Raw genomic sequence first — 24,023 nt, 5'->3', positions numbered from 1 at the left:
TGATGGCTTAGTTGCTGGCGGTTTTCATCGGCTGGTCGGGCTTTTTGTCATTCCCGGCGATGAACGGGCTCCACGGCTGGGCGCGTACCGGCTGTTCCGTCTGCCACACCACGTTGAACTGACCGTTGCCTTCGATTTCACCGATCATGACCGGCTTATGCAGATGGTGGTTGGTGGCATCCATGGTGAGCGTAAAGCCTGACGGCGCCTTAAAGGACTGACCGGCCATCGCCGCACGCACTTTATCCACGTCGGTAGTGCCCGCTTTTTCCACCGCCTGCGCCCACATATGAATCCCCACGTAAGTCGCTTCCATCGGGTCGTTGGTCACCACGGTGTCGGCGTTCGGCAGCTTATGCGCTTTGGCATAGGCTTTGTAATCCGCCACGAAGGCCTGGTTTGTCGGATTATCCACGGATTCAAAGTAGTTCCATGCCGCCAGGTTCCCCACCAGCGGTTTGGTGTCGATCCCGCGCAGCTCTTCTTCACCCACGGAGAACGCCACCACCGGCACGTCCGTCGCCTTCAGTCCCTGGTTAGCCAGCTCTTTGTAGAACGGCACGTTGGAGTCGCCGTTGATGGTCGACACCACGGCGGTTTTGCCGCCCGCAGAGAATTTTTTGATATTGGCGACGATGGTCTGGTAGTCGCTATGACCAAACGGGGTGTAAACCTCTTCGATGTCCTTATCCTCCACCCCTTTCGAATGCAGGAACGCGCGCAGGATCTTGTTGGTGGTGCGCGGATAGACGTAATCGGTTCCCAGCAGGAAGAAGCGTTTCGCCGCGCCGCCGTCTTCGCTCATCAGGTATTCCACCGCCGGGATCGCCTGCTGGTTCGGCGCCGCGCCGGTATAGAAGACGTTTGGCGACATCTCTTCGCCTTCATACTGCACCGGATAGAACAGCAGGCCGTTCAGCTCCTCAAAGACCGGCAGTACGGATTTGCGCGAAACAGACGTCCAGCAGCCGAATACCACAGCCACTTTATCCTGACTCAACAGCTGGCGCGCTTTCTCGGCAAACAGCGGCCAGTTTGAGGCCGGGTCCACCACCACCGGCTCCAGTTTCTTACCCAGCACGCCGCCTTTGGCGTTGATTTCATCAATCGTCATCAGGGCGACATCCTTCAGCGGAGTCTCGGAGATGGCCATCGTGCCGGAAAGAGAATGCATGATCCCCACTTTGATGGTATCGGCCGCCTGCGCGCCAAAACTCATGCCCATCGCCACGACGGACGCGGATAACGCAAAGGCTTTTAATAAGGTACGACGCTGCATATTTTCACTCCTGAAAAAGAACGCTGTGCGAAAACGTCCGTTACGGCGTGGACGCGGAAATAAAAGTGTCAGCGAAGCAGGAGCAAAAAGGATGCCAGAATGGAGATAGCGCTATTTCTGGGAGGGGAACGCCGGATGTAAAGAGAACGTCTCAGAATGGCACAGCGCTGCACTTTTATAATGCAGCGCTGAGGAGGACGATTTTACCAGACTTCGCTGGCGATCTGCGTGACCAGACGGACTTTGTCCCACTGCTGGGTTTCGCTCAGGCTGTTACCCTCTTCGGTAGAGGCAAAGCCGCACTGCGGGCTGAGGCAGATCTGCTCTTTCGCCACGTATTTCGCCGCCTCTTCCAGACGAGCTTTAATTCCCTCCGGGTTTTCCAGCTCGCCGTTTTTCGTGGTAATCAGACCCAGCACCACCTGCTGCTTGCCCGGTCGAACAAAGCGTAATGGCGCGAAATCCCCGCTGCGGTCGTTATCATATTCAAGGAAGAACGCGTCAACGTTGACCGTCCCGAACAGCACTTCCGCCACCGGCTCATAGCCGCCTTCGGAGATCCAGGTGGAACGGAAGTTACCGCGACAGACGTGCAGCCCGATGGTCAGATCGTCCGGCTTGCCTTCCAGCGCCTTGTTCAGAACGCGGGCATAGATGCGCGCCAGCTCATCGGCATCATCGCCGCGCTCGCGGATCTGACGGCGCTGATCGTCCGAACAGAGATAGGCCCAGACGGTGTCATCCAGCTGCAGATAACGGCAGCCCGCGTCATAGAAAGCGCGGATGGCATCACGCCAGGTGGTGGCCAGATCGTCGAAATAGACGTTCAGGTCCGGATAGACGGTCGCATCAATGTCTTTGCGACCGCCGCGGAAATGCAGCACGCTCGGGCTGGGAATGGTCATTTTCGGTTGTGCGTTCCCGCTGATGCTTTTCAGATAGCGAAAGTCTTCCAGCATCGGATGCTCGCCAAAGCCCAGCTTGCCGGTGACGCGCACGCCGTGGGCTTTGGTTTGCACCCCGTTAAACTGGATGCCCTGCTGCGAATCGTAACGTTCAACGCCCTGCAGTCCGTCGAAGAAGTCGAAGTGCCACCAGGCACGACGAAACTCGCCGTCGGTGACCACGTGCAGGCCGCACGCACACTGCTGCTCAACGACGTGGCGAATGGCCTCATCCTCTACCGCGCGAAGCTGTCCGGCATCGATTTCGCCGCTGGCGAACTTCAGGCGCGCCTGTTTGATGGCATCCGGGCGTAAAAAACTGCCGACTACATCGGCGCGGTACGGGGCGTGGTGTCGTTGCATGGAAATCTCCTCAGTCTGCCGACGGTAATTGCCAGCAGTGATAATTCATCATTTGAAGTTTTAGACTTCTGGATGTCTAAATGTCCAAAAACAATGTCATACCTCACCGGCGTCGGCAAACGAGAAAATTTCACGGGCATTGAAAATAATTCATCTTCACAGCGCGGCGGCGGTTTCGCTGCTGGCAAAGGCGAACTTTTCATCTTCCCAGCCGGTGATCCCCCCGAGCATGATTTTGACCGGCAGCCCGAGGCGCGCCAGCTTGAGCGCGGCTCTGTCCGCGCCGTTACAGTGCGGCCCTGCGCAGTAGACAACGAACAGCGTGCCTTCAGGCCATTGAGCCATGCGCTCAGCGGTAATCTGGCTCCGCGGCAGATGCAATGCGCCAGGTACGTGACGACGGGCAAACTGCTCCGGGCTCCCCACCACATGCAGCAAAACAAAGTCCTGCTCATTATTGGCGATGGCATGATGCACATCGGCACAGTCGGTTTCGACGCTCAGGCGACGCAGAAAATGGGTAACAGCTTCCTGCGGCTCGGCAGCCGGAAATTCAGTAACATAGCTCATGATCCTTCCTCATCTTTGGCGTTTGTGTTAACACTACTCTATCCACAAATTCAGCCCGTGAATGCGCTCGCTTATGCCAGAAAACAGCAAAAAGATGACAAACTTAAGACAACTTGCCCGCCCGAAGGTGGTCGTGCTGGCGTATGACGGTCTGTGTACCTTTGAGTTTGGGGTGGCGGTGGAAATCTTCGGCCTGCCTCGCCCCGAGCTGGGCGACGAATGGTATCGTTTTGCCGTGGCGGGCGTGGACAGCGGTGAACTTCGGGCGACGGGCGGGATCCGCATCATTACCGATGGCGATATCTCCCTGCTTGAGTCTGCCGATCTGATTGTGGTTCCGGGCTGGCGGGGGCTGGACTCACCGGTTCCGGATGCGCTCTGCGGCGCATTGCGTCAGGCCAGTGTGCGCGGGTGTCAGCTACTATCCATCTGTTCGGGTGTGTTTGTCCTGGCCGCTACGGGGCTGTTGAATGGACGTAAAGCCACGACGCACTGGCGCTACATTGATACGCTAAAAACCCGTTACCCTGACATCGACGTGGTTGAGGATGTGCTCTACCAGGATGAGGGCGATATACTGACCTCTGCGGGCAGCGCGGCGGGGATCGATCTCTGCCTGCACGTTGTGCGTCGGGATTATGGCATGGAAACCGCCAACAGCGTGGCGCGTCGGCTGGTCATTCCCCCTCACAGGGATGGATCTCAGCCGCAGCAGCTGAGCCGCCCGGTGGCGCAGCTGCGGGAGAGTCAACGTCTCGGCCAGCTGTTTGATTTTCTGCACACGCATCTTATCGACGCGCATAGCGTCGACTCGCTGGCGCGTCGGGTCGGAATGAGCCAGCGCACCTTTCTTCGCCGCTTCGAGGCGGCAACGGGAATGACGCCCGCACGCTGGTTGATCAATGAGCGCCTGCTGCGAGCGAAAGATTATCTGGAAAGCAGCCGGTTAAGCATCGACAGCATCGCGGAACAGACCGGATTTGGTCAGGCGTCGACATTACGTCATCATTTTCGCCAGCAGTTCGCGCTCTCCCCGGCTCAGTATCGCAAACAATTTTCACGTACTGGTACCGCCCGCTGAGGCGTTAGTTTTATGGTTAATACGGAGCACCTGATGGTCACCACACACGTTTTCATCGCGGTCAGTCTTGATGGCTACATCGCCCGACAGAATGACGATATCGAGTGGCTGCTGCAGCGCGATGACCCGACTGAGGATCATGGCTATGCGGCGTTCATCGCGGACAAAGAGTGGATCGTGATGGGCCGGGGGAGCTATGAGAAGGTGCTGACTTTTGACACATGGCCGTATGATCGGCCCGTGCTGGTGCTTTCCCGACAGCTGGCCGATACGCCCGTGCCCGACGCATTGAGGGGTAAAGTACAGTTTTCCGGCCGCACGCCAAAGGAGGTGCTCGACGATCTGGCGATGCAGAACGTCCATCGCGTCTATCTCGATGGTGGACAGGTGATCCAGTCGTTCCTGCGCGAAGGACTGGTAGCGGATATGGTGATCACGACCGTTCCTGTTCTGCTCGGATCGGGAAAATCGCTGTTCGGCGCCCTGCCCGGAGATATCGATTTGACGCTGGTATCAAGCCGCAGCTTCCCTTCTGGCCTGGTGCAGTCACATTATCGACTGAAGCCATAAAACCAGGGTAAACACTGAGCAAAAAAAACCGCCAAAAATGGCGGTAAATGCTTGCATGGATAGATTTGTATTTTGGTCTCTACGTCCCGACACTCCATGGCCGGGCTGCGGATCCCATACAACCTAACACCCGTTGTCTTAACGAAGGTTAAACAGTCTTATTAACCTGCATGGGTATTGATCTGCAAATAACGCATAAGCCCCTGTTCAGCGCTCTGTTTTGCGTCATCGTTAATGGCTTCAAGATAAAAGGAGCGTGCGACACCATAAGGTGCTTTTTCAGAGGGATACACCGCGAACTGGAATGTTTTTCCTCTTGCCTGATGAGTGCAATCTAATTCCCAACGCTGATCGTTCACTTTTTTGCTGGTGCAGGCAATGCCACCATAGTCGCTGGTTAAATATGAACCCACGCGAATTTCTGCAGATTGAATATATTCTGGTTCGTCATTACCTGCATAACGAACCCCTGCAACGGCTACAACAGCCGCCGCCAGAAGCGCAAGCGCTACTATTTTTTTCATTTATAAATGACCTGTTCCTTAGCCCAAGATAACTATTATATAAGATTAATCCTTAATGCAAACATCCAATTGTGGTCCAGAAATGGAGCTTTACAAAGATTAGGATGACTTTTAGGAAATATCCTAACCACTATTCCGAACCCACATTATTTGACATTTTCTTTTCGCTAATTTTAATTTTTAAATAATAACACCAGGAAATAATCGACATGATTATCCGGCATTGTTTTTCAGCGGAGAATCCATGATTAAAAAAGGGTTATCTTTCATAATGCTTATTTGTGCGCTGTTTTCAGGCCAGCTTATGGCCGGGCACAAAGGACATGAATATTTATGGGTAAAGAACGTGGCGCATCAGCTTCGTCATGAAGCCGACAGTGATGAGTTGCGAAGCGCTGCGGAAGAGTCGGCGGAGGGTTTGCGCGAACACCACCTGTGGCAGAAGTCGCGCAAACCGGACACGCACGTCAGGTAATTAACTGCCCTTGCGTTTTGGCAGGGTTTTCATCAGGTCGTCCGGACTGACGGATGCCACAATACTGCCGGGCTGCGGCATTTTGAAGATGTGGTTTTTCATCTTGCCAATCACATGCATTTCGCAAGGACGGCAGTCGAACTTAAGGGTCAGAACTTCGTCACCGTTTACCAGCTGCATTGGGGTGGCCTTCCAGCTCTTAATGTTCCCTTTCGCCTGCTTAGGACACAGGTTAAATGCAAAGCGGAGGCAGTGCTTGGTGATCATCACCGGCACATCGCCCTTCTCTTCATGCGCTTCATAGGCCGCGTCGATCAGCTGCACGCCGTGGCGATGATAGAATTCACGTGCTTTATGGTTGTAAACGTTGGCGAGGAAGGACAAATGGGTGTCCGGGTATACTGGCGCAGGGACGGCTTCGGCTTTACGGCTACCGCGCGGATATTGTGCCAGGCGCGCGGCATCCAGCATCTCTGCCGTTTCGCGGCGGAACTGGTTCAGCAGGCTGTTCGGCACGAACAGCGCGTCCGGCAGATTCACGTCGATAGCTCGGGCGTAGTAAATCGTCTGGCCCAGCTTCGCCACGCCATCCTTCAGGCTGTTAAGCGCTTTTTCCGCGTTGTTTGCCACCTCGAAAAGACCATCGAGCGTATGCGTCACGCTGATACCGTCTTCACAGGTCATGGTCAGAATCAGCTGCTCTTCCCAGCCGCCCAGCTCAATATCCACGGCGATACGGCGTTCGCTGGAGGTTTTCAGCAGCGCCTGCTGCCAGTTATGATCGAGGTTACGGTTAAGCGCCGCGTTCGGTCGCGCCTTGTAGAGATCGGCCGGCATTTCATTCGGCCATACGCGGTAGCGGTTCTCGCCGGTTTTCTCGACCGTATTCGCACGGAAGCCCACGACTTCGCGCTTAATCATCACGTTAAGGCCATCGCCGTTCGCCAGCGGCTCCGTCACTGCAACATCAAGGTGATCTTTCGCCACTTTCAGCACTTCGCCGACCGGTAAACCGATAAACTTCGGTGAGTCAAACGCGCCGATATCCCCTTTACGGGCATTCACGAAATAGTCCGTGCTGCCGCGGTGGAACGTTTTGTCCGTCGACGGAATAAAGAAATGCTCGGTGCGGCCGGCCGACGCGCGCGCCAGGTCACCGCGATCCTCAATAATGGCGTCCAGCATCTGGCGATAGTGCGCGGTGATGTTCTTCACGTAGCTCATATCTTTATAGCGCCCTTCAATCTTGAAGGAACGCACGCCCGCGTCGATCAGCGCGCCCAGGTTGGCAGTCTGATCGTTATCCTTCATAGAGAGCAGGTGTTTTTCGAACGCCACGACGCGGCCCTGATCGTCTTTCAGGGTATACGGCAGACGGCAGGCCTGAGAGCAGTCGCCGCGGTTGGCGCTGCGGCCCGTCTGGGCGTGGGAAATATTGCACTGACCGGAATAGGCCACGCACAGCGCGCCGTGGATAAAGAACTCGATCGTCGCGTCTGTCGCCTGATGAATATCGCGGATCTGATTCAGATTCAGCTCGCGCGCGAGGACGATCTGTGAAAAGCCGACGTCGGAGAGAAATTTCGCCTTCTCGACCGTACGGATATCACACTGGGTACTGGCATGCAGTTCAATGAGCGGAATATCCAGCTCAAGCACGCCCATATCCTGAACAATCAGGGCATCCACGCCGGTCTGGTAGAGATCGGTAATCAGACGTTGCGCAGGCTCCAGCTCATCATCATGAAGAATGGTGTTCAGGGTCACGAACACTTTCGCCCCGAAACGGTGGGCGAACGGCACCAGTTCAGCAATATCGCTCAGGCTGTTGCTGGCGTTATGGCGGGCACCGAAGCCAGGGCCGCCAATGTAGACGGCGTCAGCGCCATGAAGGATCGCTTCACGGGCTATGGCGGCGTCGCGGGCCGGGCTTAAAAGTTCAAGATGATGGGATTGCAGGCGCATACTTCGTCGTTATCCGTTATGGTCAAAATGGCGGCTATTGTAGTCAGAAGTATGCGTCAGCGAAACAGTTTTGCGTAGCCTCAGCGGGGATAATGAATCAGGGAGTGAAAATGCACCGTCCGGTCGCTGCTGTTGCGGTAGGCGTGCGGTTTATCGCCGGCAAAACGGACGCCCGAATCGGCAGAAATCGTCTGCCACTTGCCGTCAAGCTTCATCTCCAGCTCGCCGCTGACCACCACCACATGTTCAATCACTCCGGCCTCATGCGGCGTGGATTCACTCAGCGCACCGGGTGCCAGGGTAATGGAGAAATAATCAAATCTGAGCGTCTCGTCCCACGGAAATAGCGGCTTGACGACCATCGCCTGCTGCTGGGGGTCAAATACCGCCTGCTGGTCCGCCTCCGGCGTGATGAAGGCGGAAAACGGAACGTTCAGTCCCGTGGCAATTTTCCACAGCGTCGACACCGTCGGGCTGGATTCATTGCGCTCGATTTGCCCGAGCATGGCCTTTGACACGCCGGTCTCGTCTGCGAGCTTCGACAAACTCCAGCCGCGCGCCTGGCGCAGCGTTTTCAATGTGGTTGCAAGATGTCGTGTGATGTCCATGTTCCCTCCTGGTGACGACCAGCATACCACTTGTACGCTATAGCGCACAGTGCTACCTTACCCCGGACGCTATAACGCACAACGGAGTTTTCATGCGCCCTTCCTCTCACCTTGTTCCAGTCGCACTGGCTGGATTTGTCGCCGTGCTGGTCGGTTACGCCAGCTCGGCCGCCATCATCTGGCAGGCTGCCGCTGCGGCAGGCGCCAGCGCACAGCAGATTGCGGGCTGGATGACCGCGCTGGGAATTGGGATGGGCGTCAGCACGCTGGCGCTTTCCTGGTGGTACAAGGCGCCGGTCCTGACCGCCTGGTCGACGCCCGGCGCGGCGCTGCTCGCCACCAGCCTGCACGGCGTCACGCTGGCGGAAACCATCGGCGTGTTCATCTTTGCGAACGCGCTTATTTTGCTCTGCGGCATTACCGGGCTCTTCGCCCGTCTGATGAAGCTGATCCCCCATTCGCTTGCTGCCGCCATGCTGGCGGGGGTATTGCTGCAGTTTGGCCTGCACGCGTTTGCGCATCTCGAAGGGCACTTTCTGCTGTGCGGCAGCATGATTGCGGCGTGGCTGATCGCAAAAGCGCTGGCTCCTCGCTATGCCATCGTCGTTACGCTGCTGGTCGGCGGTATTGTGGCCTGGGCGGGAGGTGACGTTGTCACCGATAAGCTCACGCTTTCTCTGGTGATGCCTGAGTTTATTGCACCCGCCTTCACCTTCACAAGCCTGGTGAGTATTGGCGTGCCCTTCTTCCTGGTGACCATGGCCTCGCAAAATGCGCCTGGTTTCGCCACGATGAAGGCCTCCGGTTACCCGCTGGCGGTCTCACCGCTCATCATCGTCACGGGTGGACTGGCGCTGCTGTTTTCTCCGTTTGGCGTCTTTTCTATCTGCATTGCGGCCATTACTGCCGCTATTTGTCAAAGCCCGGATGCGCACCCGGATGCCGATAAACGCTGGCTGGCGGCCATCGCAGCCGGAGGGTTTTATCTGCTGGCGGGGATTTTCGGCGGCTCCATTACCGGGCTGATGGCCGCGCTGCCGCTTAGCTGGATCCAGACGCTCGCCGGTCTGGCGCTGCTGGGCACCATCAGCGGGAGTTTATATCAGGCATTAAGCCACGAAGCGGAGCGCGATGCGGCCATCGTTACATTCCTGATGACCGCGAGCGGCGTCACGATCCTGGGCATCGGTTCGGCATTCTGGGGGCTGGTGCTGGGCGGAGTATGCTACGCCCTGTTTTCACGCGCTCGCCGCGCGTAGCTGCGAAGGCGTCATGCCCGTCGCGCTGCGAAAGCGGTTGCTGAAGTGGCTGGCGGAGTTAAACCCGCAGGCAAGTGCGATCTCCGTCAGCGGCGTCGAGGTGTGCTGGACGAGGGCTTTCGCTTTATCCATTCGCCTCTGCATCACATACTGATGCGGCGCCAACCCCGTCGACTGGCGGAACATGCGTGCAAAATGGTATTCGCTGAGGGCAGCCTGCGCCGCCAGTTCGGCCAGCGTCAGGGGCTGCCCGAGATTCTCTTCGATAAAGGCGAGGACGTTGCGCAGCACAAACGGCGACAACCCTCCCGTGACAACCGGCAGCTTCCACTGCACGTTTGAGTAGTTTTGCAGCAGATGGGTCAGCAGCAGCGTGGAGGCCGTGCTCAGAGTGAGCTGGTTGGCGTGCTGCTGCCAGTCGCAGCCCAGTAAAAACTGGCGATACAGCGTGGTAATCTTCGGATCGCTACCAAAAATGCGCTCGTCCAGGGTCAGCGATAGCGGGCGCTTGTCCCAGATTTTTTCCCCTACGTCGCGCAGGTGTTCATCGGTGCAGTAGAGATGCACAAACGACAGGTCATCACGGATATCCCACGTCGATTCGCTCTCTTTGGGCATCAAACAGAAACGGTCCGGCCCCCCGCCGTTCTTCCAGCCGCCCGGCGTTTTTTGATAGCTTTCGTAGCCGTCCGCCACGTACAGGCTGAGGGTATGATGGTTGCTTTTTACCGTTATCGTATCGTGCTTGTTGTACCATGCTGCCAGCTGAATACCCGAATTCAGCGAGACGGTTTCCCGCAGGACCGCATTCTGTTGGCAAAGCGTTTCAAAGGTATCGTAAGCGTGAGACATAACCGTTAGCGCGTGATTGATCGGAATCTCAGTCTAAGAAGAGTTGTCTCCCGTTGCCAGTCCCCGCGGAAGAAAAAAGCGCAAGATTTTGCAAGTCACCCGCAAGCCGGTGAAAGCCCGTTACGCATCTCAGCGCCATACTGCGTGCTTTCGGGGTTTGAGAAGAGAAAAATATGAACGCATTACTCTATGGACTGGTGGTGGTCATCTGGGGAACCACCTGGATTGCCATTTTTCTGCAGCAGGGTCCCGTGGCGGCGCCCGTCTCTATTTTCTGGCGTTTCGCCGTCGCCAGCCTCACGATGATGATGGTGTTAATCGCCCTGCGCCGCCTGCGCACGCTGGCGCTGCGGGATCACCTATATTGCATACTCCAGGGATGCTGCGTTTTCTGCTTTAACTTCTGGTGTTTTTACACCGCAGCCTCGCATATCAACACCGGGCTGGAATCGGTGATCTTCTCTATGGCCGTGCTCTATAACGCCATTAACAGCTTTATTTTCTTCGGGCAGCGCCCGCCCGCGCGTTTCTGGACAGCGGCGGCACTGGGGCTGGTTGGGATCATCACCCTCTTCTGGGACGATCTGCTGGCCAGCGGCTGGAGCGCGTCACTCCTGACCGGGATTGGGCTTTCCGCACTCGGTACCTACGGCTTCTCGCTGGGCAATATGATCAGCATGCGCCATCAGCGCAGAGGACTGGAAACCATGACCACCAACGCCTGGGCGATGCTCTATGGCACGCTGGTGATGGGCTGCATTGCCCTGTTCAGAGGCGACAGCTTTGTGCCGGAATGGACGGTGAGCTATCTTGGTGCGCTGGTGTATCTGGCTCTGTTTGGCTCGGTGATTGCTTTTGGTGCCTACTTCACGCTGGTGGGACGCATTGGTCCAGGTAAAGCGGCCTATAGCACGCTGCTCTTCCCGCTGGTGGCGCTCTCCATCTCCACGGTGTATGAAGGGTACGTCTGGCATATCAACGGTATCGTGGGGTTAGTGCTGATTCTGGGAGGAAATATGGTGATGTTTACCAAACCGGAAACCTGGTTCAGGCGCTTACGGATGGCATAAATAAAAAGGCCTGCATTACGCAGGCCGTTTTATTTTATTTTGCGGTCTTTTTCACATCAAACATGGTGGCATCCGTCGCCATGTCATCAACAACCTGCTTCAGCGTTGCAAAAGTCATTGGTGTGCTTTCGTTATTCAGCTCTTTACCTTCGCCTTTACGAACCACTTTAATGACCGGCTTGCCGGTTTTCGCATCAATTAACTCACCTTCAAAGTACAGGTGGGTATCCATTGTACGGTGACCCGTCGCCATTTGCGTACCCGCTACAACCAGCGCAACAGGCACCACTTCATAGAATTGCAGACCTTCTTTCTTCGAGCTTACCCCGGTAATCGCACCGCGGAAAATCAGGCTGCGCGGCCCTGGCGTCGTGACGATAGGTTTACGCTGGCCAATCGCGGTTTTCATTTTGTTATTGGTATAACTCAGCAACTCATCCAGCGTTTTTTGACCAATCTGCGTAGTTGGTTTTGGAACGGGATAATACGTAATCGGATTCCAGACGATACTGTCATAATTGGCTTCGTTATATGACGGGTCAACCCAACGCAATGTTGGTTTGCCCGTTGCTGACGTGGTTTCCTTCAAGCCAGAATAGTTTTTTAAATAGCCTGAGTATTGTTCCGGGGCGGCGACTTTTGAAGAACAGCCCGCTAACGCCAACAGACCAGTAAGCACTGCAACTTTAAAAAAAGTTTGAGTACGCATGATAGTTTTCCATGTTATCTGCAAGTATGCATTTGAAGTTATAGCAAAAGACTGGCGGGTTTGTTGTGACAAAAAATGATGCGGTGAGCACAAATTGCAAAAAGACTGCCCGGAGGCGCACCGGGCAGTGAAAAATTACTGATTTATATCCAGTTGCCAGAACAGATGTTTGCCAAACGGGTCGATTTCATAGCCCGTCACCTCCTTGCGCACCGGTTCGAAAATGGTTGAATGCGCAATCATCACCGCGGGCATCTGGTCATGCATCATCTGCTGAGCCTCTTTATACAGCGCCACGCGTTTATCGCGATCGGTCGTTGATTTTGCTTCCGCAATAATTTTATCAAAGGGCTTATAGCACCATTTCGCCGAATTTGAGCCGCCGTTTGCCGAGGTACAGGTAAACAGCGGACCAAAGAAGTTATCGGGATCGCCCGTTGCGGTCGTCCAGCCCATCAGCGCGGCCTGATGTTCGCCGCCCTTCACGCGCTTAAGGTATTCACCCCATTCGTAGGTGACGATTTTGGTCTGTACGCCAATTTTCGACCAGTCCGCCTGAATCATCTCCGCCATGCGTTTCGCATTCGGATTGTACGGACGCTGCACCGGCATCGCCCACAGGTCGACGCTCACGCCACTGGCAAAACCGGCCTCTTTCAGCAGCGCTTTCGCCTTTTCAGGATCGTAGTCGTAATCCTTAAGCTCGCTGTCGGCGCTCCAGACGCCCGGCGGCAGCAGATTCTTCGCCACGGTTCCGGTACCGTGGAATACCGCATCAATAATCGCCGGTTTGTTGATGGCCATCGCCAGCGCCTGACGGACCTTCACGTTATCCAGCGGCGGCTTCTGCGTGTTGAACGCCAGGAAGCCGGTATTCAGCCCCGCCTTACTCATCAGATTAATGTCTTTGTTGGCCTTCATGCGCGGCAGATCGGCCGGATTCGGGAACGGCATCACCTGACATTCGTTCTTCTCAATTTTGGCAAAACGCACGGAGGCATCCGGGGTGATGCTGAACACCAGCCTGTCCAGCTTCGATTTCCCCTGCCAGTAGTCGGCAAACGCCGTGTACAGGATCCGGGAATCCTTCTGATACTGCGCCAGCTTAAACGGCCCGGTGCCGATGGGCTCCATATCCACCTTCTCCGGCGTGCCCGCTTTCAGCATCGCGTCGGCATACTCCGCTGAAAGGATTGAGGCAAAATACCAGGCCAGATCGGCGACAAACGGCGCTTCCGGGTGCGCCAGGGTAAAACGCACGGTATGGTCATCGACTTTATCAATGCTGGTTATCAGGCTGCCAAACTCCAGGCTTTCGAAGTTGGAGTAGCTGCCGTTAGAGACGTTGTGGTAGGGATGGTTCACGTCTTTCTGCCGCATAAACGAGAAAATCACGTCGTCGGCGTTAAAGTCGCGGGTCGGCGTAAAGGATTTATTGCTCTGGAACTTCACGCCTTTACGCAGATGGAAGGTATAAACCTTGCCGTCGTCGCTCACCTCCCAGCGCTCTGCCAGGCTCGGCACCAGCTCCGTGGTACCGGGTTTGAAATCGACCAGCCGGTTATAGACCGGCACGGCGCTGGCGTCCACGCTGGTTCCCGAGGTGTATAATTGAGGATTAAAGTTTTCCGGCGATCCTTCGGAGCAATACACCAGCGTTTTCGCGGCAACGGCGGAACTGACCGTGAGTGCAGCGAGTGCCAGCGCTATAGTTGTGAGTTTGCTTTTCATCATTTATTCCTGTCTTTTTAATTCGACGGCTAATTAATTCTTTTGCCATTTCATAAATAACATTAAAGTGATGTGGCAAACACCTGAAAAATAAATAAGGAATAAATCACTATGGGCTCGCCGCTTTCCAGACAATTAACGCACCGTTTTTTCCGCTATCTCGCGATCACCAGCCAGAGCGATCCCAGAGTCAAAACCCTGCCCTCAACGCCGGGCCAGCACGACATGGCGCGGGAGCTGGCGCAGGAGCTGGCACAAATGGGGTTAGACGATATTGTGATTGATGAATTCGCCACGGTGACGGCGGTTAAAAAAGGCAACGTGCCCGGTGCGCCGCGCATCGGCTTTATTACCCATATCGATACCGTCGACGTGGGACTGTCACCGGATATTCATCCACAAATATTAACCTTTACCGGTGAAGATCTCTGTCTGAATAAAGAGAAAGACATCTGGCTGCGGGTTAAAGAGCATCCTGAAATTCTGGCTTATCCAAATGAGGAGATTATTTTCAGCGACGGAACCAGCGTATTGGGCGCGGATAATAAATCGGCGGTCACGGTGGTCATGACGGTGCTGGAAAACCTGACGGCGGAGCATCGGCATGGCGATATCGTCGTGGCGTTTGTGCCTGACGAAGAGATCGGCCTGAACGGTGCCAAGGCGCTGGATCTTACGCGCTTTGACGTCGACTTTGCCTGGACCATCGACTGCTGCGAGCTGGGGGAAATTGTCTACGAGAACTTTAATGCGGCAGCCGCGGAAATCCGTTTTACCGGCGTGACGGCGCACCCGATGTCCGCCAAAGGCGTGCTGGTGAATCCCCTGCTGATGGCGACTGATTACATTAGCCATTTTGACCGCCAGCAAACGCCGGAGTGCACCGAGGGGCGTGAAGGCTATATCTGGTTTAACGGCATTCAGGCCGGACAGAACGAGGCCGTTCTTAAGGCCAATATCCGCGACTTTGACAAGGACAGCTTTGCCGCGCGCAAGCAGCAGATTGCCGACGTGGCCGCGCTGATTGCCGCCCAACATCCAACGGCCAGAGTGGACTATCGCATTGAAGATACCTACAGCAATATCAGCAATGCGATTGGCGAAGACCGGCGCGCCATCGATCTGATGTTCGAGGCAATGGAATCGCTCGGCATTACGCCAAAACCAACGCCGATGCGCGGCGGCACCGACGGCGCGGCGCTCTCGGCTAAAGGGCTACTCACCCCGAACTTCTTCACCGGGGCGCATAACTTCCACTCGAAGTTTGAATTCCTGCCGCTGTCGTCGTTCGAGGCGTCTTACAAGACTGCGCTGCAGATCTGCCTGCTGGCCGCCCGTTAAGCGGGCTTGCGCGCCAGCATTGTGGCAAAGCGCAGCTTGATGCGGTTGCCGTTTTCATCGGTACGGTGCAGTTCGCCAACGTCTTCGTTGTATTTGAGCAACTCCCAGCCTTCGTAGTAGTTGCTCAGCTCACCGCTTTTAAACGCAAACGGGAAGCCGACGGTGCACGGGTAATCCGCCGTATCCATGGCGGCAACGATCAGGTTGTAACCCCCCGGCGTCGTGCAGCGCTGCATGTTGGCAATAAGGCCCGGGATGGTTTTTGACTCCAGGAACATCAGCACCACGGTGGAGAGAATGAAATCGTACTCGCCGTCAAAGCTCAGGTTGTTCAGATCCTTAATCGCGGTATGCAGATTAGCGATCCCTTCTTCCGCTTTGATGCGCTCGATATTGTCGATGCTCATCGGGTTCTTGTCCCATGCGGTCACGTCGTACCCGTTGGCCGCAAGGTACAGGCTGTTACGGCCGTTGCCGCAGCCCAGATCGAGCGTTTTACCGGGCTTCACAATCTCCGCGCTGTACAGCACCTCTGAATGGGTACGGGTTAAGCCATATTTCTCTGTGAAGTAATTCTCATCGACGGTCATTGTTTTTCCTGCGTTCGCATAAAGTTAAAGTGCATTTTACATGCCATTTTAAGGCGTTTACCGTCTGGTTGCCAGCCGTTCTAAAACCGAAAAATTTGCTACGTTTAGTGAAGACGCATACCAGAGATCAAACGATGAAAAAATACCGGCTCAGCGATGAAACCCGCCTCTGGCAATGGAAAAACGGCGAAACCACCCACTCTGCGACGTTGCGGCAGATCGTCGCTACGGCGGACTTTAACGACGTGACGGCCGGCACGAAAGGCGGCTGGATTGACGATGAGCACGCCCTCGCGCAGGATGGCGACTGCTGGATCTACGACGAAAACAGCGTGGTGTTCGCGGGTGCAACCGTGTCCGGCAACGCGCGCCTTACCCTTCCATGCATCATCAGCCATGACGCGCATATCGGCGACAGCTGCTGGCTGGACGGCGCGGAGGTCAGCCACGGGGCGCGTATAAGTGACAACGTCACCATTCAGCATTCCTGCGTACGGGGCGAGTGTCATATCTACGGCGAAGCGCGCGTGCTGCATCACAGCGTGGTCATTGCCGCCAAAGGGCTGACGCCGGACCATGAACAGATCCTGCAAATCTACGACAAGGCGACGGTGAGCCAGTCGCGGATTGTGCACCAGGCGCAAATCTACGGTGAGGCAATGGTTAATTTTGCCTTTGTTGAGCACCGGGCCGAAGTCTTCGACAACGCGATCCTCGAGGGTAACGACCTGAATAACGTCTGGGTGTGCGACTGCGCAAAGGTCTATGGTAACGCCCGCGTGATTGCCGGTTTTGACGACGATGCCATTCCGACGGTGCGCTACAGCTCGCAGATTGCGGAGAATGCCGTGGTGGAAGGAAACTGCATCATCAAGCACCACGTCCTGATTGGCGGTCAGGCCTGGCTGCGCGGCGGGCCGATCATGCTGGATGACAAAGTGGTGATCCAGGGACGCGCGCGCATCAGCGGCGATGTGCTCATCGAGCACCGGGTTGAAATCACCGATAACGCGGTCATTGAAGCGTTTGCCGGCGAGAGCATTCACCTGCGCGGCGAAAAAGTGATTAACGGCGACCAGCGCATCACCCGCACGCCGCTGCTGGGTGCGTTATAGGGTATAGATCCTGCCGTAGATATTCACATCGTCAAAGCGGCCATTCAGGTATTCCGCTTCCCGCAGGCACCCTTCCAGCGTAAAACCGTTGCGCACGGCAACGCTGTTACTGTGGTGATTCGCCACCCGACACTTGATCACAAAACGGCGGATCTCACCGCGTTCGACGTAGTAGCGCATAAAAGCCTGCAGAGACCGGGAGAGAATGCCCTGCCCTTGGTGGTCTTCATCCAGCCAGTAGCCGATGTAGCCAGTTTTGTTGGTCGGTTCAATCGTGTTAAACGACAGCACGCCAACCAGCGCACCATCCTTGAAGATCAAAAACATTTTGGCGTAGCCGCGCTGGTGCAGCATCTGGTTACTCTGCACGTTACGGCGGGTATCCTCTTCGCTGCCCACGTGCTGCGCCCAGTCAAAGGCGGTTTGCAGAAAGGCTCTGTTTTTGACGACGAGATTGTGCAGGTCGGTGGCGTAGCGTTCTTCGACGGCGCGAAGTTCGATATCGTGGGTAACGGGGATGATTTCTGAAGACATGGTGCCTCTCAATTGCCGGGTGGCGCTAGCGCTTACCCGGCCTACAGTATCGAAACACAGGCCGGGTAAGGCGAAGCCGCCACCCGGCACAATCCCACAAGGACTAACGCATTACCCGGTCGTCAACATACTGACGTTTATCCGGCGCCGGTGGGAAATACTGGTACAGCCAGGTTTCGCTGATGGCGTCGCCCTGGCAGCGCAGGAACAGGCGCATATCCACCGGCTCCGTCGAATCCGACGTTGGGTACCAGTCAAACAGAATGCGGTAGCCGTCAAACGGCTCAACGTAGAGGATCTCCACCTGCTTCGCTTCACCGCTGGAGAGCGTGATCACCGGCTCGATGCCTTTTGGCGCAGCGGCCTTCAGGTCGCCGCCGACGAAGTCGATGGCAAAGCGACGGGCCCACACTTTCGGGTAGTTTTCGCCCGGTGCCCAGCCTTCCGGGAAGCCGCCCATGCCGGTACGGGTGGCATAGACGTTGGCCAGCGGGGAGCGCACCGGCGGCATCGCGCTCCAGTAGAGGCGATATTTGAAGTCCAGCTCGTCGCCCGCTTTGACGGCTTTTTCCGGCTGCCAGAAGCAGACCACGTTATCCAGCGTTTCACCGGTGGTCGGGATCTCCATCAGGCCAACCGCGCCTTTACCCCAGTCGTTACGCGGTTCAACCCACAGGCTCGGGCGTTTGTTATACCAGCCCATCACGTCCTGATAGTGCGAGAAATCGCGATCGAGCTGCAGCAGGCCGAACCCTTTCGGGTTTTTGTCCATATAGGCATTGAACTGCAGCTTCTGCGGGTTGTTCAGCGGACGACAGATCCACTCCCCGTTGCCGCGCCACATTGCCAGGCGGTCGGAGTCATGAATTTGCGGATGAATGGTGTCGCACATGCGGCGTTCGTTATTGCCGCAGCTGAACATGCTGGTCATCGGTGCGATGCCGAGCTGCTTGATATCCTTCCGCGCGTAGAGATGGTTTTCCACCTCCATGATCACCTGGCTCTTCTCGCAGTGGATCACGAACTTATAGGCGCCGGTAATGCTCGGGCTGTCGAGCAACGTATAGACGGTAAAGGTCGTGTCGCCGGGCTTAACGGTCTCAAACCAGAAGGAGGTAAAGTCCGGGAACTCTTCCGGCGTGTCGGTAAAGGTGTCTATCGCCAGACCGCGGGCAGAAAGGCCGTACTGGTAAGTGTCATCCACTGCGCGGAAATAGCTCGCGCCCAGGAAAGAGACGATATCGCGACGCGCCAGTTCAGGGGCCTTAAAGGCGCGGAAGCCCGCAAAGCCGAGATCGCTTTGCCCTTCCAGCTGTTTGGTATCCACACCCGTTTCGCTGTAGCTGAACAGCTCCGGACGGAAGTGGATCTCGCGCGCCATAGAGGTGGACTGGTCCAGCGAGAACATCCGCACGCGACGGCGGAACCCCATTCCCATATGGAAGAACTGCACGTCCAGCTGACGCCCTTCAATGTTGTTCCACAGTGACTGTTTTTCATCGTAGCGGATGGCGTTGTACGCCTGCGGCGTCATCGTCGCCAGCGTCTCCGGCAGCGGACGCGGCGCGCCACCCCACGGGGTTTTCGCCAGGTCATGCGCCATGGATTGCAGTACGGAGAAGTCAAAACGACGGCTCTGGCCGTCAGCAATGTCAGAGTCGGCAGCGTATGCCGCTTTGGAAAACAGGGAAGCAAGGCCGGATGTGCCGCTCAGGGCTGCCACTGCCAGCGAGCCTTTTAGAAAACGTCTGCGATTCATGCCTGGAAAAACGTCCTTATGGTCGTGTGAATGTGTTCCGCGCTCGGCGAAATGACGGCAAGAAAGAACGCACAGCCTAAACAAAAATGGTTAAGAATCCAATTGTTGGCCGGTGATTATCTGAACAAAGTGAGAAATATTTTCTGTCGACCAGAACGGCCCGAAAGTGGTGTAAAGAAAGCCTGGAAAATGTGTATAAAAATGCCCCGGCGCGACATCGTTCGCCGGGGCCAATGAGGCGGTTATTTTACGCTGACATCGATACCCGGGAAGTACTTATCAGCGAGTTTAGCGATCGTGCCGTCGGCACGTACTTTATCAATTGCGGCATCAAGCTGCTTTTTGGTAGCCTCGTCACCCTTACGCAACCCAAAACCGATCCCACTGCCGAGGATAGTGTCGTCAGACACCGGCTTGCCGATGAAGCCAAACCCTTTCCCCTGCGGCTTGCTGAGGAAACCTGCCTGCCCGGCCGCGGACATGACCAGCGAGGCGTCGATACGGCCATTCAGCAGATCGCCCCAGGCCATATTCTGATCTTTATAAGACACCACGGTGACACCCTGCTTTTCCCAGTGCTCTTTGGCATAGGTTTCCTGAATGGAACCCTGCAGCACGCCGATGGTTTTGCCCTTCAGCCCTTCAGGCGTCGCCTCAACCGCCGTACCGGCCTTGCCGACCAGCTGTGACGGAATACGGTAAATTGGCTGGGTAAAATCAATGCTCTTGCGGCGCTGCTCGGTAATGTTCATCGCCGAGTTGATGGCGTCGAATTTCTTCGCCACCAGCCCCGGGATCAGCGCATCAAATGAGGTTTCCACCCAGCTGCACTTCAGCGCTGCCGCTTTGCAGATGGCATTCCCCAGCTCAACGTCAAACCCTTCCAGCTCGCCTGCCGCATTGCGGCTTTCAAACGGCGGATATTCTGCTTCCAGACCGTAACGCAGCTCGGACGCCGCGAAGGAGGAAAAGGTACACAGCAATCCCATGCCGACAACTAGCGCGCGTAATTTCATCTCATACTCCTTAGCGTGGTTTAACCCGACACAGGGCCTGGGCACCTGCCCGTAACGTCGCCTCATCTTTCGCAAAAGAGAGACGAATCAATTTATTATCCGTACCGTCCGCATAAAACGCCGACAGCGGAATGGTGGCAACACCGTACTCGACGATCAGCCGTTTCACCAGCTCGCTGTCGCGCTCGTCGCTGAACTGGCTGTAGTCCGCCAGCATGAAGAACGATCCGGCGCTGGGCAGCAGCGTAAACGGCGAATCGGCCAGCAGACTCTGCAGCAGATCGCGCTTGCGCTGGTAAAACGCCGACAGCGACAGCCAGGTTTGCGGGTCGACCATATGCTCAGCAAACGCGTGCTGCATTGGCGTATCGGCAGAAAACATTAAAAATTGATGAACTTTACAAATCTCGTCCATCAGCACCGCCGGTGCAACACAGTAACCCACGCGCCACCCGGTGACGTGATAGGTTTTTCCGAAAGAGGAAATAATCACGCTACGCTCCGCCAGCTGCGGGTGCGTGGCCATCCCGTGGTGCGGTTCACCATCAAAAACGACGTGTTCGTACACTTCGTCAGACAAAATAATGATGTCGGTATTGCGCGTCAGGGCCGCCAGCTGCTGCAGGTCATTGGCGGAGAAAACCTGACCGCTCGGGTTGTGCGGCGTATTGATGATAATCATGCGCGTGCGCGGGGTGATCGCGGCGCGAACCTCATCCCAGTTGACGGCAAAATCCGGCACGGTGAGCTTGATGGCAATCGGCGTTGCCCCCTGCAGACGGACAATCGGCGCGTAGCTATCAAATGACGGCTCAAAGTAGATCACCTCATCACCTGGATGCACCAGCCCGCTTATTGCCGAATAGAGCCCTTCGCTGGCGCTGGCGGTCACCAGCACCTCGCTGGCAGGGTCATACCGCGTGCCGTAGAGCGTGGCAATTTTATCGGCAATACGTTCTTTTAGCGGCTGCAGGCCGGTCATTGACGCATACTGGTTATGCCCCGCCTCCATTGCGCGGGTGACGCCCGCAATCAGCTTCGGGTCGCAGGAAAAATTCGGTGCGCCCTGAGAAAGGTTAATCGCGTTATGCTGCGCCGAGAGCTGGCCGATAACGGTAAAAATGGTGGTGCCCACATCGGGCAGTTTGGAGCGCGTTTGCACAGGCGTTCGTAAAGTCATCCTCTTTCCCTTCTCATGGACATTGCATAACTATTCAAACAACATCTGTGCTGTCGGGACAATCGAATTGTTGTCATAATAGCCATGAGAAAAATGCATAGCTGAGGATTTTCCATGTCGCGCCGTTCGCTCCCGCTTAACGCCATCGACGCATTTTTAGTCACCGCGCGTCACCTGAATCTGACCCATGCCGCCGCAGAACTGTGTCTGACGCAGGGGGCCGTGAGCCGCAAGATTGCCTCCCTTGAGGCGTGGTTTGGCTTTCCGCTTTTTGAACGCCACGCGCGCGGACTGCGCCTCTCACCGCAGGGCAGCGCTCTGCTTCCGGAGCTGCAGTCCGCTTTCGAGCAACTGCTGTCCGTGGCCGACCAGGCCCGCAGCCAGCACACCGTGATCCGACTCAAGTCCCCCACCTGCGCCATGCGCTGGCTGGTGCCGCGCCTGCTGGAGGTGGAGCGCGAGCATCCGGATCTGCAAATTGCGCTGACCACCACCACCGATCACAACGTCAATTTCAAAACCGAATCTTACGACGCGGCCATCGTGTTCGGCACGCACATGAGTGCAGGCGATCTGCTGTTCGAAGAGGCGCTCACCCCGGTGATAAGCCCGGTTCGGGCAGGAGCAGCGCTGGGCTCGCTGACGTTCCTGCACCCCACAAGGGATAAGACAGACTGGTCGCTGTGGCTGACGAAACAGGAAGGTCCGGGCTTTGTCATGCACAAAAATCAACACTTCGACACGATGGACCTCGCCATTACGGCCGCCATTCAGGGGCTGGGCGTTGCCATCGCCGACGAAACGCTGGTGGAAGAAGATGTCCGCGCGGGAAGGCTGCTACGGCCCTATGAAACCAGCATAAAAACCGGCGCAAGCTACCGGCTGGTGCTGCGCGAAACGCCAGGCGAGGAAAATGGACTGGCGGCGTTTCGCGCCTGTTTGCTTAATCGAGGCTGACGTGGTGCTTCATCACCCGTTTGAAGAGGCTCATGCGGGCGCGCATAAAGCGGTTTTCAAGCCTAAAAGCTGCATGTTTATTCACACCAATACGTAACAGAACGTCCCGCCCTTTGCGACACGCGGGCCAGTGCGTCGGCCCGGGCAGGGTGTCGCGAAGCCCTGCGTATCGCGCGAAGCTCACCCAGTAATCCGCCACCTGGGCTGCAAACTGCAGATCCCGTTCGTTGACATACTGGCGTGAAGGCTCCACCTGGCCGAGGGTATCGAAGACGTAGGGCACTTCGTTGCCGTGCCAGGCGCCGTTGATATAGGTGCCATGTTCCGCCTCGGCGACATAGTCAAACCAGTAACGCCAGCACAATCCACCCACGCGCTGCTGAGCCTGCATCACCACATAGCCCATCGTGGTGAACGCCATGTCGCGGCACACCTGTCTGCCCAACTCTTCATCGCCTTTCACGCCCGGATAGAGCAGCTTAATCAGCCCCAGCCCGAAGCGACGCTCCCGGCGAAGCTTCTGAATTTGCCCCGCGAGATCGATGCCAAACACTGCCATCACGCTGGCTTCATCGCTGTTGGAGCCAATCATCACCGGCACGGGATGCTGACGGGCGGCAAAAAAGATGTCCAGCATGGCTTCGGGCAGAACGCAATCCCCGACGATGGGCGCCGGGGCGACGTTCAGCGGTGCGGTTAACGGCCAGAACGCCTCCGGCGGAATGGCGCGCAGCTGCTCAGCAGTCGCCTTCTCCAGGCCAAAATGGGCGGCCAGCGCCTCCCCTTTTTGCAGCGCCTGTTCACGCGGCGTGTCCGGCAAGGTGTATCCGCTTTGCACTATCGCCTTATGGAATAATCCTGCTGCCAGCGGCGAGGCCAGCAGAGAGAGCACGCTGCGCGCGCCGGCAGATTCACCAAACAGGATCACATTGTCTGGATCGCCGCCAAACCCGGCGATGTTCTCCCGCACCCATTCGAGGGCGGCGATTTGATCCAGCAGGGCAAAATTATGCACCACGCGCCCTTCCTCGCCTTCCAGCGCGGGATGGGCGAAAAAGCCGAGATGACCGAGACGGTAGTTGATCGTCACGACAACCACGCCGCGCGTGGCCAGCGCTTTGCCGTTATACGGCGGCAGGCCTCCGGCACCAATCGTAAACCCACCCCCGTGCAGCCAGACCATAACCGGAAGCGCCCCGGTGCGCTCTTTGGGGGACCAGACGTTAAGGTAGAGACAATCTTCGGAAAACTGGCCCGGATCGCCGCCGCCTAACTCCTGACAATACTCGCTGCTTTGCCAGCTTGAGGGCGAGAAAGCCGTAGCCTCGCGCAGGCCATCCCAGCGTTCAGGCGGTCGAGGAGAGCGCCAGCGCCACTCCCCCACGGGCGGTGCGGCGTAGGGAATACCGTACCAGACGTGGACATTTTCATCGGTTAAACCAGACAGTGCGCCCTGGCGCGTTTCAACCACAGGGGCGGAAGGATTTTGCATAACGACCTTATTTTTTCCATCACACCCCAGCAGAGTAAC

The 24,023-nt window shown here is 56.5% G+C and carries 23 protein-coding genes; 8 read left to right on the top strand and 15 right to left on the bottom strand.

The genetic code is table 11. From position 1 onward, the window contains the following. Positions 1 to 7: 7 nt before the first annotated feature. The 3 genes from urtA to AC0TNG_RS17900 all read right to left on the bottom strand — a co-directional run bounded on the left by urtA (position 8) and on the right by AC0TNG_RS17900 (position 3,156). On the bottom strand, positions 8 to 1,279 hold the full coding sequence (urtA, locus tag AC0TNG_RS17910; protein WP_008502246.1) for an urea ABC transporter substrate-binding protein: 1,272 nt from the start codon (positions 1,277 to 1,279) through the stop codon (positions 8 to 10). 203 nt (positions 1,280 to 1,482) lie between these two features. Continuing rightward, on the bottom strand, positions 1,483 to 2,586 hold the full coding sequence (locus AC0TNG_RS17905) for a cobalamin-independent methionine synthase II family protein (protein ID WP_024908438.1): 1,104 nt from the start codon (positions 2,584 to 2,586) through the stop codon (positions 1,483 to 1,485). A gap of 156 nt (positions 2,587 to 2,742) precedes the next feature. Continuing rightward, entirely contained in the window at positions 2,743 to 3,156 is a 414-nt protein-coding gene (locus AC0TNG_RS17900) for a rhodanese-like domain-containing protein (protein ID WP_024908437.1), read from the bottom strand. A 73-nt stretch (positions 3,157 to 3,229) separates the two neighbouring features. Here AC0TNG_RS17900 and ftrA point away from each other — a divergent pair, with 73 nt between their 5' ends. Together ftrA and AC0TNG_RS17890 are read left to right on the top strand one after the other, a co-directional pair. Continuing rightward, a complete protein-coding gene (gene ftrA, locus AC0TNG_RS17895) occupies positions 3,230 to 4,237 on the top strand; it encodes a transcriptional regulator FtrA (protein ID WP_248272041.1) in 1,008 nt (335 codons plus the stop codon). A 33-nt stretch (positions 4,238 to 4,270) separates the two neighbouring features. Beyond that, on the top strand, positions 4,271 to 4,807 hold the full coding sequence (locus AC0TNG_RS17890; RefSeq protein ID WP_267215198.1) for a dihydrofolate reductase family protein: 537 nt from the start codon (positions 4,271 to 4,273) through the stop codon (positions 4,805 to 4,807). A 161-nt stretch (positions 4,808 to 4,968) separates the two neighbouring features. Here AC0TNG_RS17890 and AC0TNG_RS17885 read toward each other — a convergent pair whose 3' ends face one another. Then, a complete protein-coding gene (locus AC0TNG_RS17885; protein ID WP_473712875.1) occupies positions 4,969 to 5,331 on the bottom strand; it encodes a hypothetical protein in 363 nt (120 codons plus the stop codon). 244 nt (positions 5,332 to 5,575) lie between these two features. Between AC0TNG_RS17885 and AC0TNG_RS17880 the strand changes: the two genes are divergently transcribed. After that, a complete protein-coding gene (locus AC0TNG_RS17880; RefSeq protein WP_024908433.1) occupies positions 5,576 to 5,806 on the top strand; it encodes a DUF2554 family protein in 231 nt (76 codons plus the stop codon). Here the strand turns inward: AC0TNG_RS17880 and AC0TNG_RS17875 are convergent, their stop codons facing one another. Further along, positions 5,807 to 7,771 carry a peptidase U32 family protein gene (locus tag AC0TNG_RS17875; RefSeq protein WP_473712874.1) on the bottom strand — a complete coding sequence of 655 codons (1,965 nt, stop codon included), beginning with the start codon at positions 7,769 to 7,771 and terminating at the stop codon, positions 5,807 to 5,809. 80 nt (positions 7,772 to 7,851) lie between these two features. Further along, on the bottom strand, positions 7,852 to 8,379 hold the full coding sequence (locus tag AC0TNG_RS17870; protein ID WP_048991135.1) for a helix-turn-helix domain-containing protein: 528 nt from the start codon (positions 8,377 to 8,379) through the stop codon (positions 7,852 to 7,854). 71 nt (positions 8,380 to 8,450) lie between these two features. Here AC0TNG_RS17870 and AC0TNG_RS17865 point away from each other — a divergent pair, with 71 nt between their 5' ends. Beyond that, positions 8,451 to 9,638, top strand: coding sequence for a benzoate/H(+) symporter BenE family transporter (locus tag AC0TNG_RS17865; RefSeq protein ID WP_267215197.1), 1,188 nt, complete (start codon positions 8,451 to 8,453; stop codon positions 9,636 to 9,638). Here the strand turns inward: AC0TNG_RS17865 and AC0TNG_RS17860 are convergent. Beyond that, positions 9,618 to 10,490, bottom strand: coding sequence for a helix-turn-helix transcriptional regulator (locus AC0TNG_RS17860; RefSeq protein ID WP_024908429.1), 873 nt, complete (start codon positions 10,488 to 10,490; stop codon positions 9,618 to 9,620). The genes AC0TNG_RS17865 and AC0TNG_RS17860 overlap by 21 nt on opposite strands. 173 nt (positions 10,491 to 10,663) lie before the next feature. Between AC0TNG_RS17860 and AC0TNG_RS17855 the strand changes: the two genes are divergently transcribed. Then, a complete protein-coding gene (locus tag AC0TNG_RS17855) occupies positions 10,664 to 11,560 on the top strand; it encodes a DMT family transporter (protein ID WP_032647160.1) in 897 nt (298 codons plus the stop codon). Positions 11,561 to 11,594: 34 nt separating this feature from the next. Here the strand turns inward: AC0TNG_RS17855 and AC0TNG_RS17850 are convergent, their stop codons facing one another. After that, positions 11,595 to 12,269, bottom strand: a complete 675-nt coding sequence (locus tag AC0TNG_RS17850; protein WP_024908427.1) for a DUF3313 domain-containing protein — start codon at positions 12,267 to 12,269, stop codon at positions 11,595 to 11,597. Between the two features lie 135 nt (positions 12,270 to 12,404). Continuing rightward, complete coding sequence (locus tag AC0TNG_RS17845) at positions 12,405 to 14,000, bottom strand: ABC transporter substrate-binding protein (protein ID WP_267216486.1); 1,596 nt, start codon at positions 13,998 to 14,000, stop codon at positions 12,405 to 12,407. Positions 14,001 to 14,111: 111 nt separating this feature from the next. On the opposite strand from AC0TNG_RS17845, the gene pepT reads away from it, so the two are divergent. Next, the gene (pepT, locus tag AC0TNG_RS17840; RefSeq protein ID WP_267216487.1) at positions 14,112 to 15,341 is read left to right on the top strand and encodes a peptidase T; all 1,230 of its coding nucleotides are present in this window, start codon (positions 14,112 to 14,114) and stop codon (positions 15,339 to 15,341) included. On the opposite strand, the gene tehB is transcribed toward pepT, so the two are convergent. Further along, on the bottom strand, positions 15,338 to 15,931 hold the full coding sequence (tehB, locus tag AC0TNG_RS17835) for a tellurite resistance methyltransferase TehB (RefSeq protein ID WP_061715168.1): 594 nt from the start codon (positions 15,929 to 15,931) through the stop codon (positions 15,338 to 15,340). The genes pepT and tehB overlap by 4 nt on opposite strands. 134 nt (positions 15,932 to 16,065) lie before the next feature. Between tehB and ydcK the strand changes: the two genes are divergently transcribed. Next, positions 16,066 to 17,046 (top strand): YdcK family protein, encoded by a 981-nt coding sequence (ydcK, locus tag AC0TNG_RS17830; protein WP_473712873.1) that lies wholly within the window; start codon positions 16,066 to 16,068, stop codon positions 17,044 to 17,046. On the opposite strand, the gene rimL is transcribed toward ydcK, so the two are convergent. The 4 genes from rimL to AC0TNG_RS17810 all read right to left on the bottom strand — a co-directional run bounded on the left by rimL (position 17,041) and on the right by AC0TNG_RS17810 (position 21,535). Then, positions 17,041 to 17,580 (bottom strand): 50S ribosomal protein L7/L12-serine acetyltransferase, encoded by a 540-nt coding sequence (gene rimL / locus AC0TNG_RS17825; RefSeq protein WP_473712871.1) that lies wholly within the window; start codon positions 17,578 to 17,580, stop codon positions 17,041 to 17,043. The genes ydcK and rimL overlap by 6 nt on opposite strands. 103 nt (positions 17,581 to 17,683) lie before the next feature. Beyond that, positions 17,684 to 19,339 carry a glucan biosynthesis protein gene (locus AC0TNG_RS17820; RefSeq protein ID WP_473712870.1) on the bottom strand — a complete coding sequence of 552 codons (1,656 nt, stop codon included), beginning with the start codon at positions 19,337 to 19,339 and terminating at the stop codon, positions 17,684 to 17,686. A gap of 242 nt (positions 19,340 to 19,581) precedes the next feature. Then, positions 19,582 to 20,355, bottom strand: a complete 774-nt coding sequence (locus tag AC0TNG_RS17815; protein ID WP_021242531.1) for a transporter substrate-binding domain-containing protein — start codon at positions 20,353 to 20,355, stop codon at positions 19,582 to 19,584. A 10-nt stretch (positions 20,356 to 20,365) separates the two neighbouring features. Continuing rightward, positions 20,366 to 21,535, bottom strand: coding sequence for a pyridoxal phosphate-dependent aminotransferase (locus tag AC0TNG_RS17810; protein ID WP_248164510.1), 1,170 nt, complete (start codon positions 21,533 to 21,535; stop codon positions 20,366 to 20,368). Between the two features lie 114 nt (positions 21,536 to 21,649). Between AC0TNG_RS17810 and AC0TNG_RS17805 the strand changes: the two genes are divergently transcribed. After that, positions 21,650 to 22,492 carry a LysR family transcriptional regulator gene (locus AC0TNG_RS17805; RefSeq protein WP_473712869.1) on the top strand — a complete coding sequence of 281 codons (843 nt, stop codon included), beginning with the start codon at positions 21,650 to 21,652 and terminating at the stop codon, positions 22,490 to 22,492. Here the strand turns inward: AC0TNG_RS17805 and AC0TNG_RS17800 are convergent. Beyond that, complete coding sequence (locus AC0TNG_RS17800; protein WP_473712868.1) at positions 22,479 to 23,984, bottom strand: carboxylesterase/lipase family protein; 1,506 nt, start codon at positions 23,982 to 23,984, stop codon at positions 22,479 to 22,481. The genes AC0TNG_RS17805 and AC0TNG_RS17800 overlap by 14 nt on opposite strands. Positions 23,985 to 24,023 lie beyond the last annotated feature (39 nt).

The organism is Enterobacter sp. PL_is514, assembly GCF_055816715.1.
Note: the sequence above shows the minus strand (reverse complement) of the source record. Positions and strands in the feature narration are given on the sequence as shown.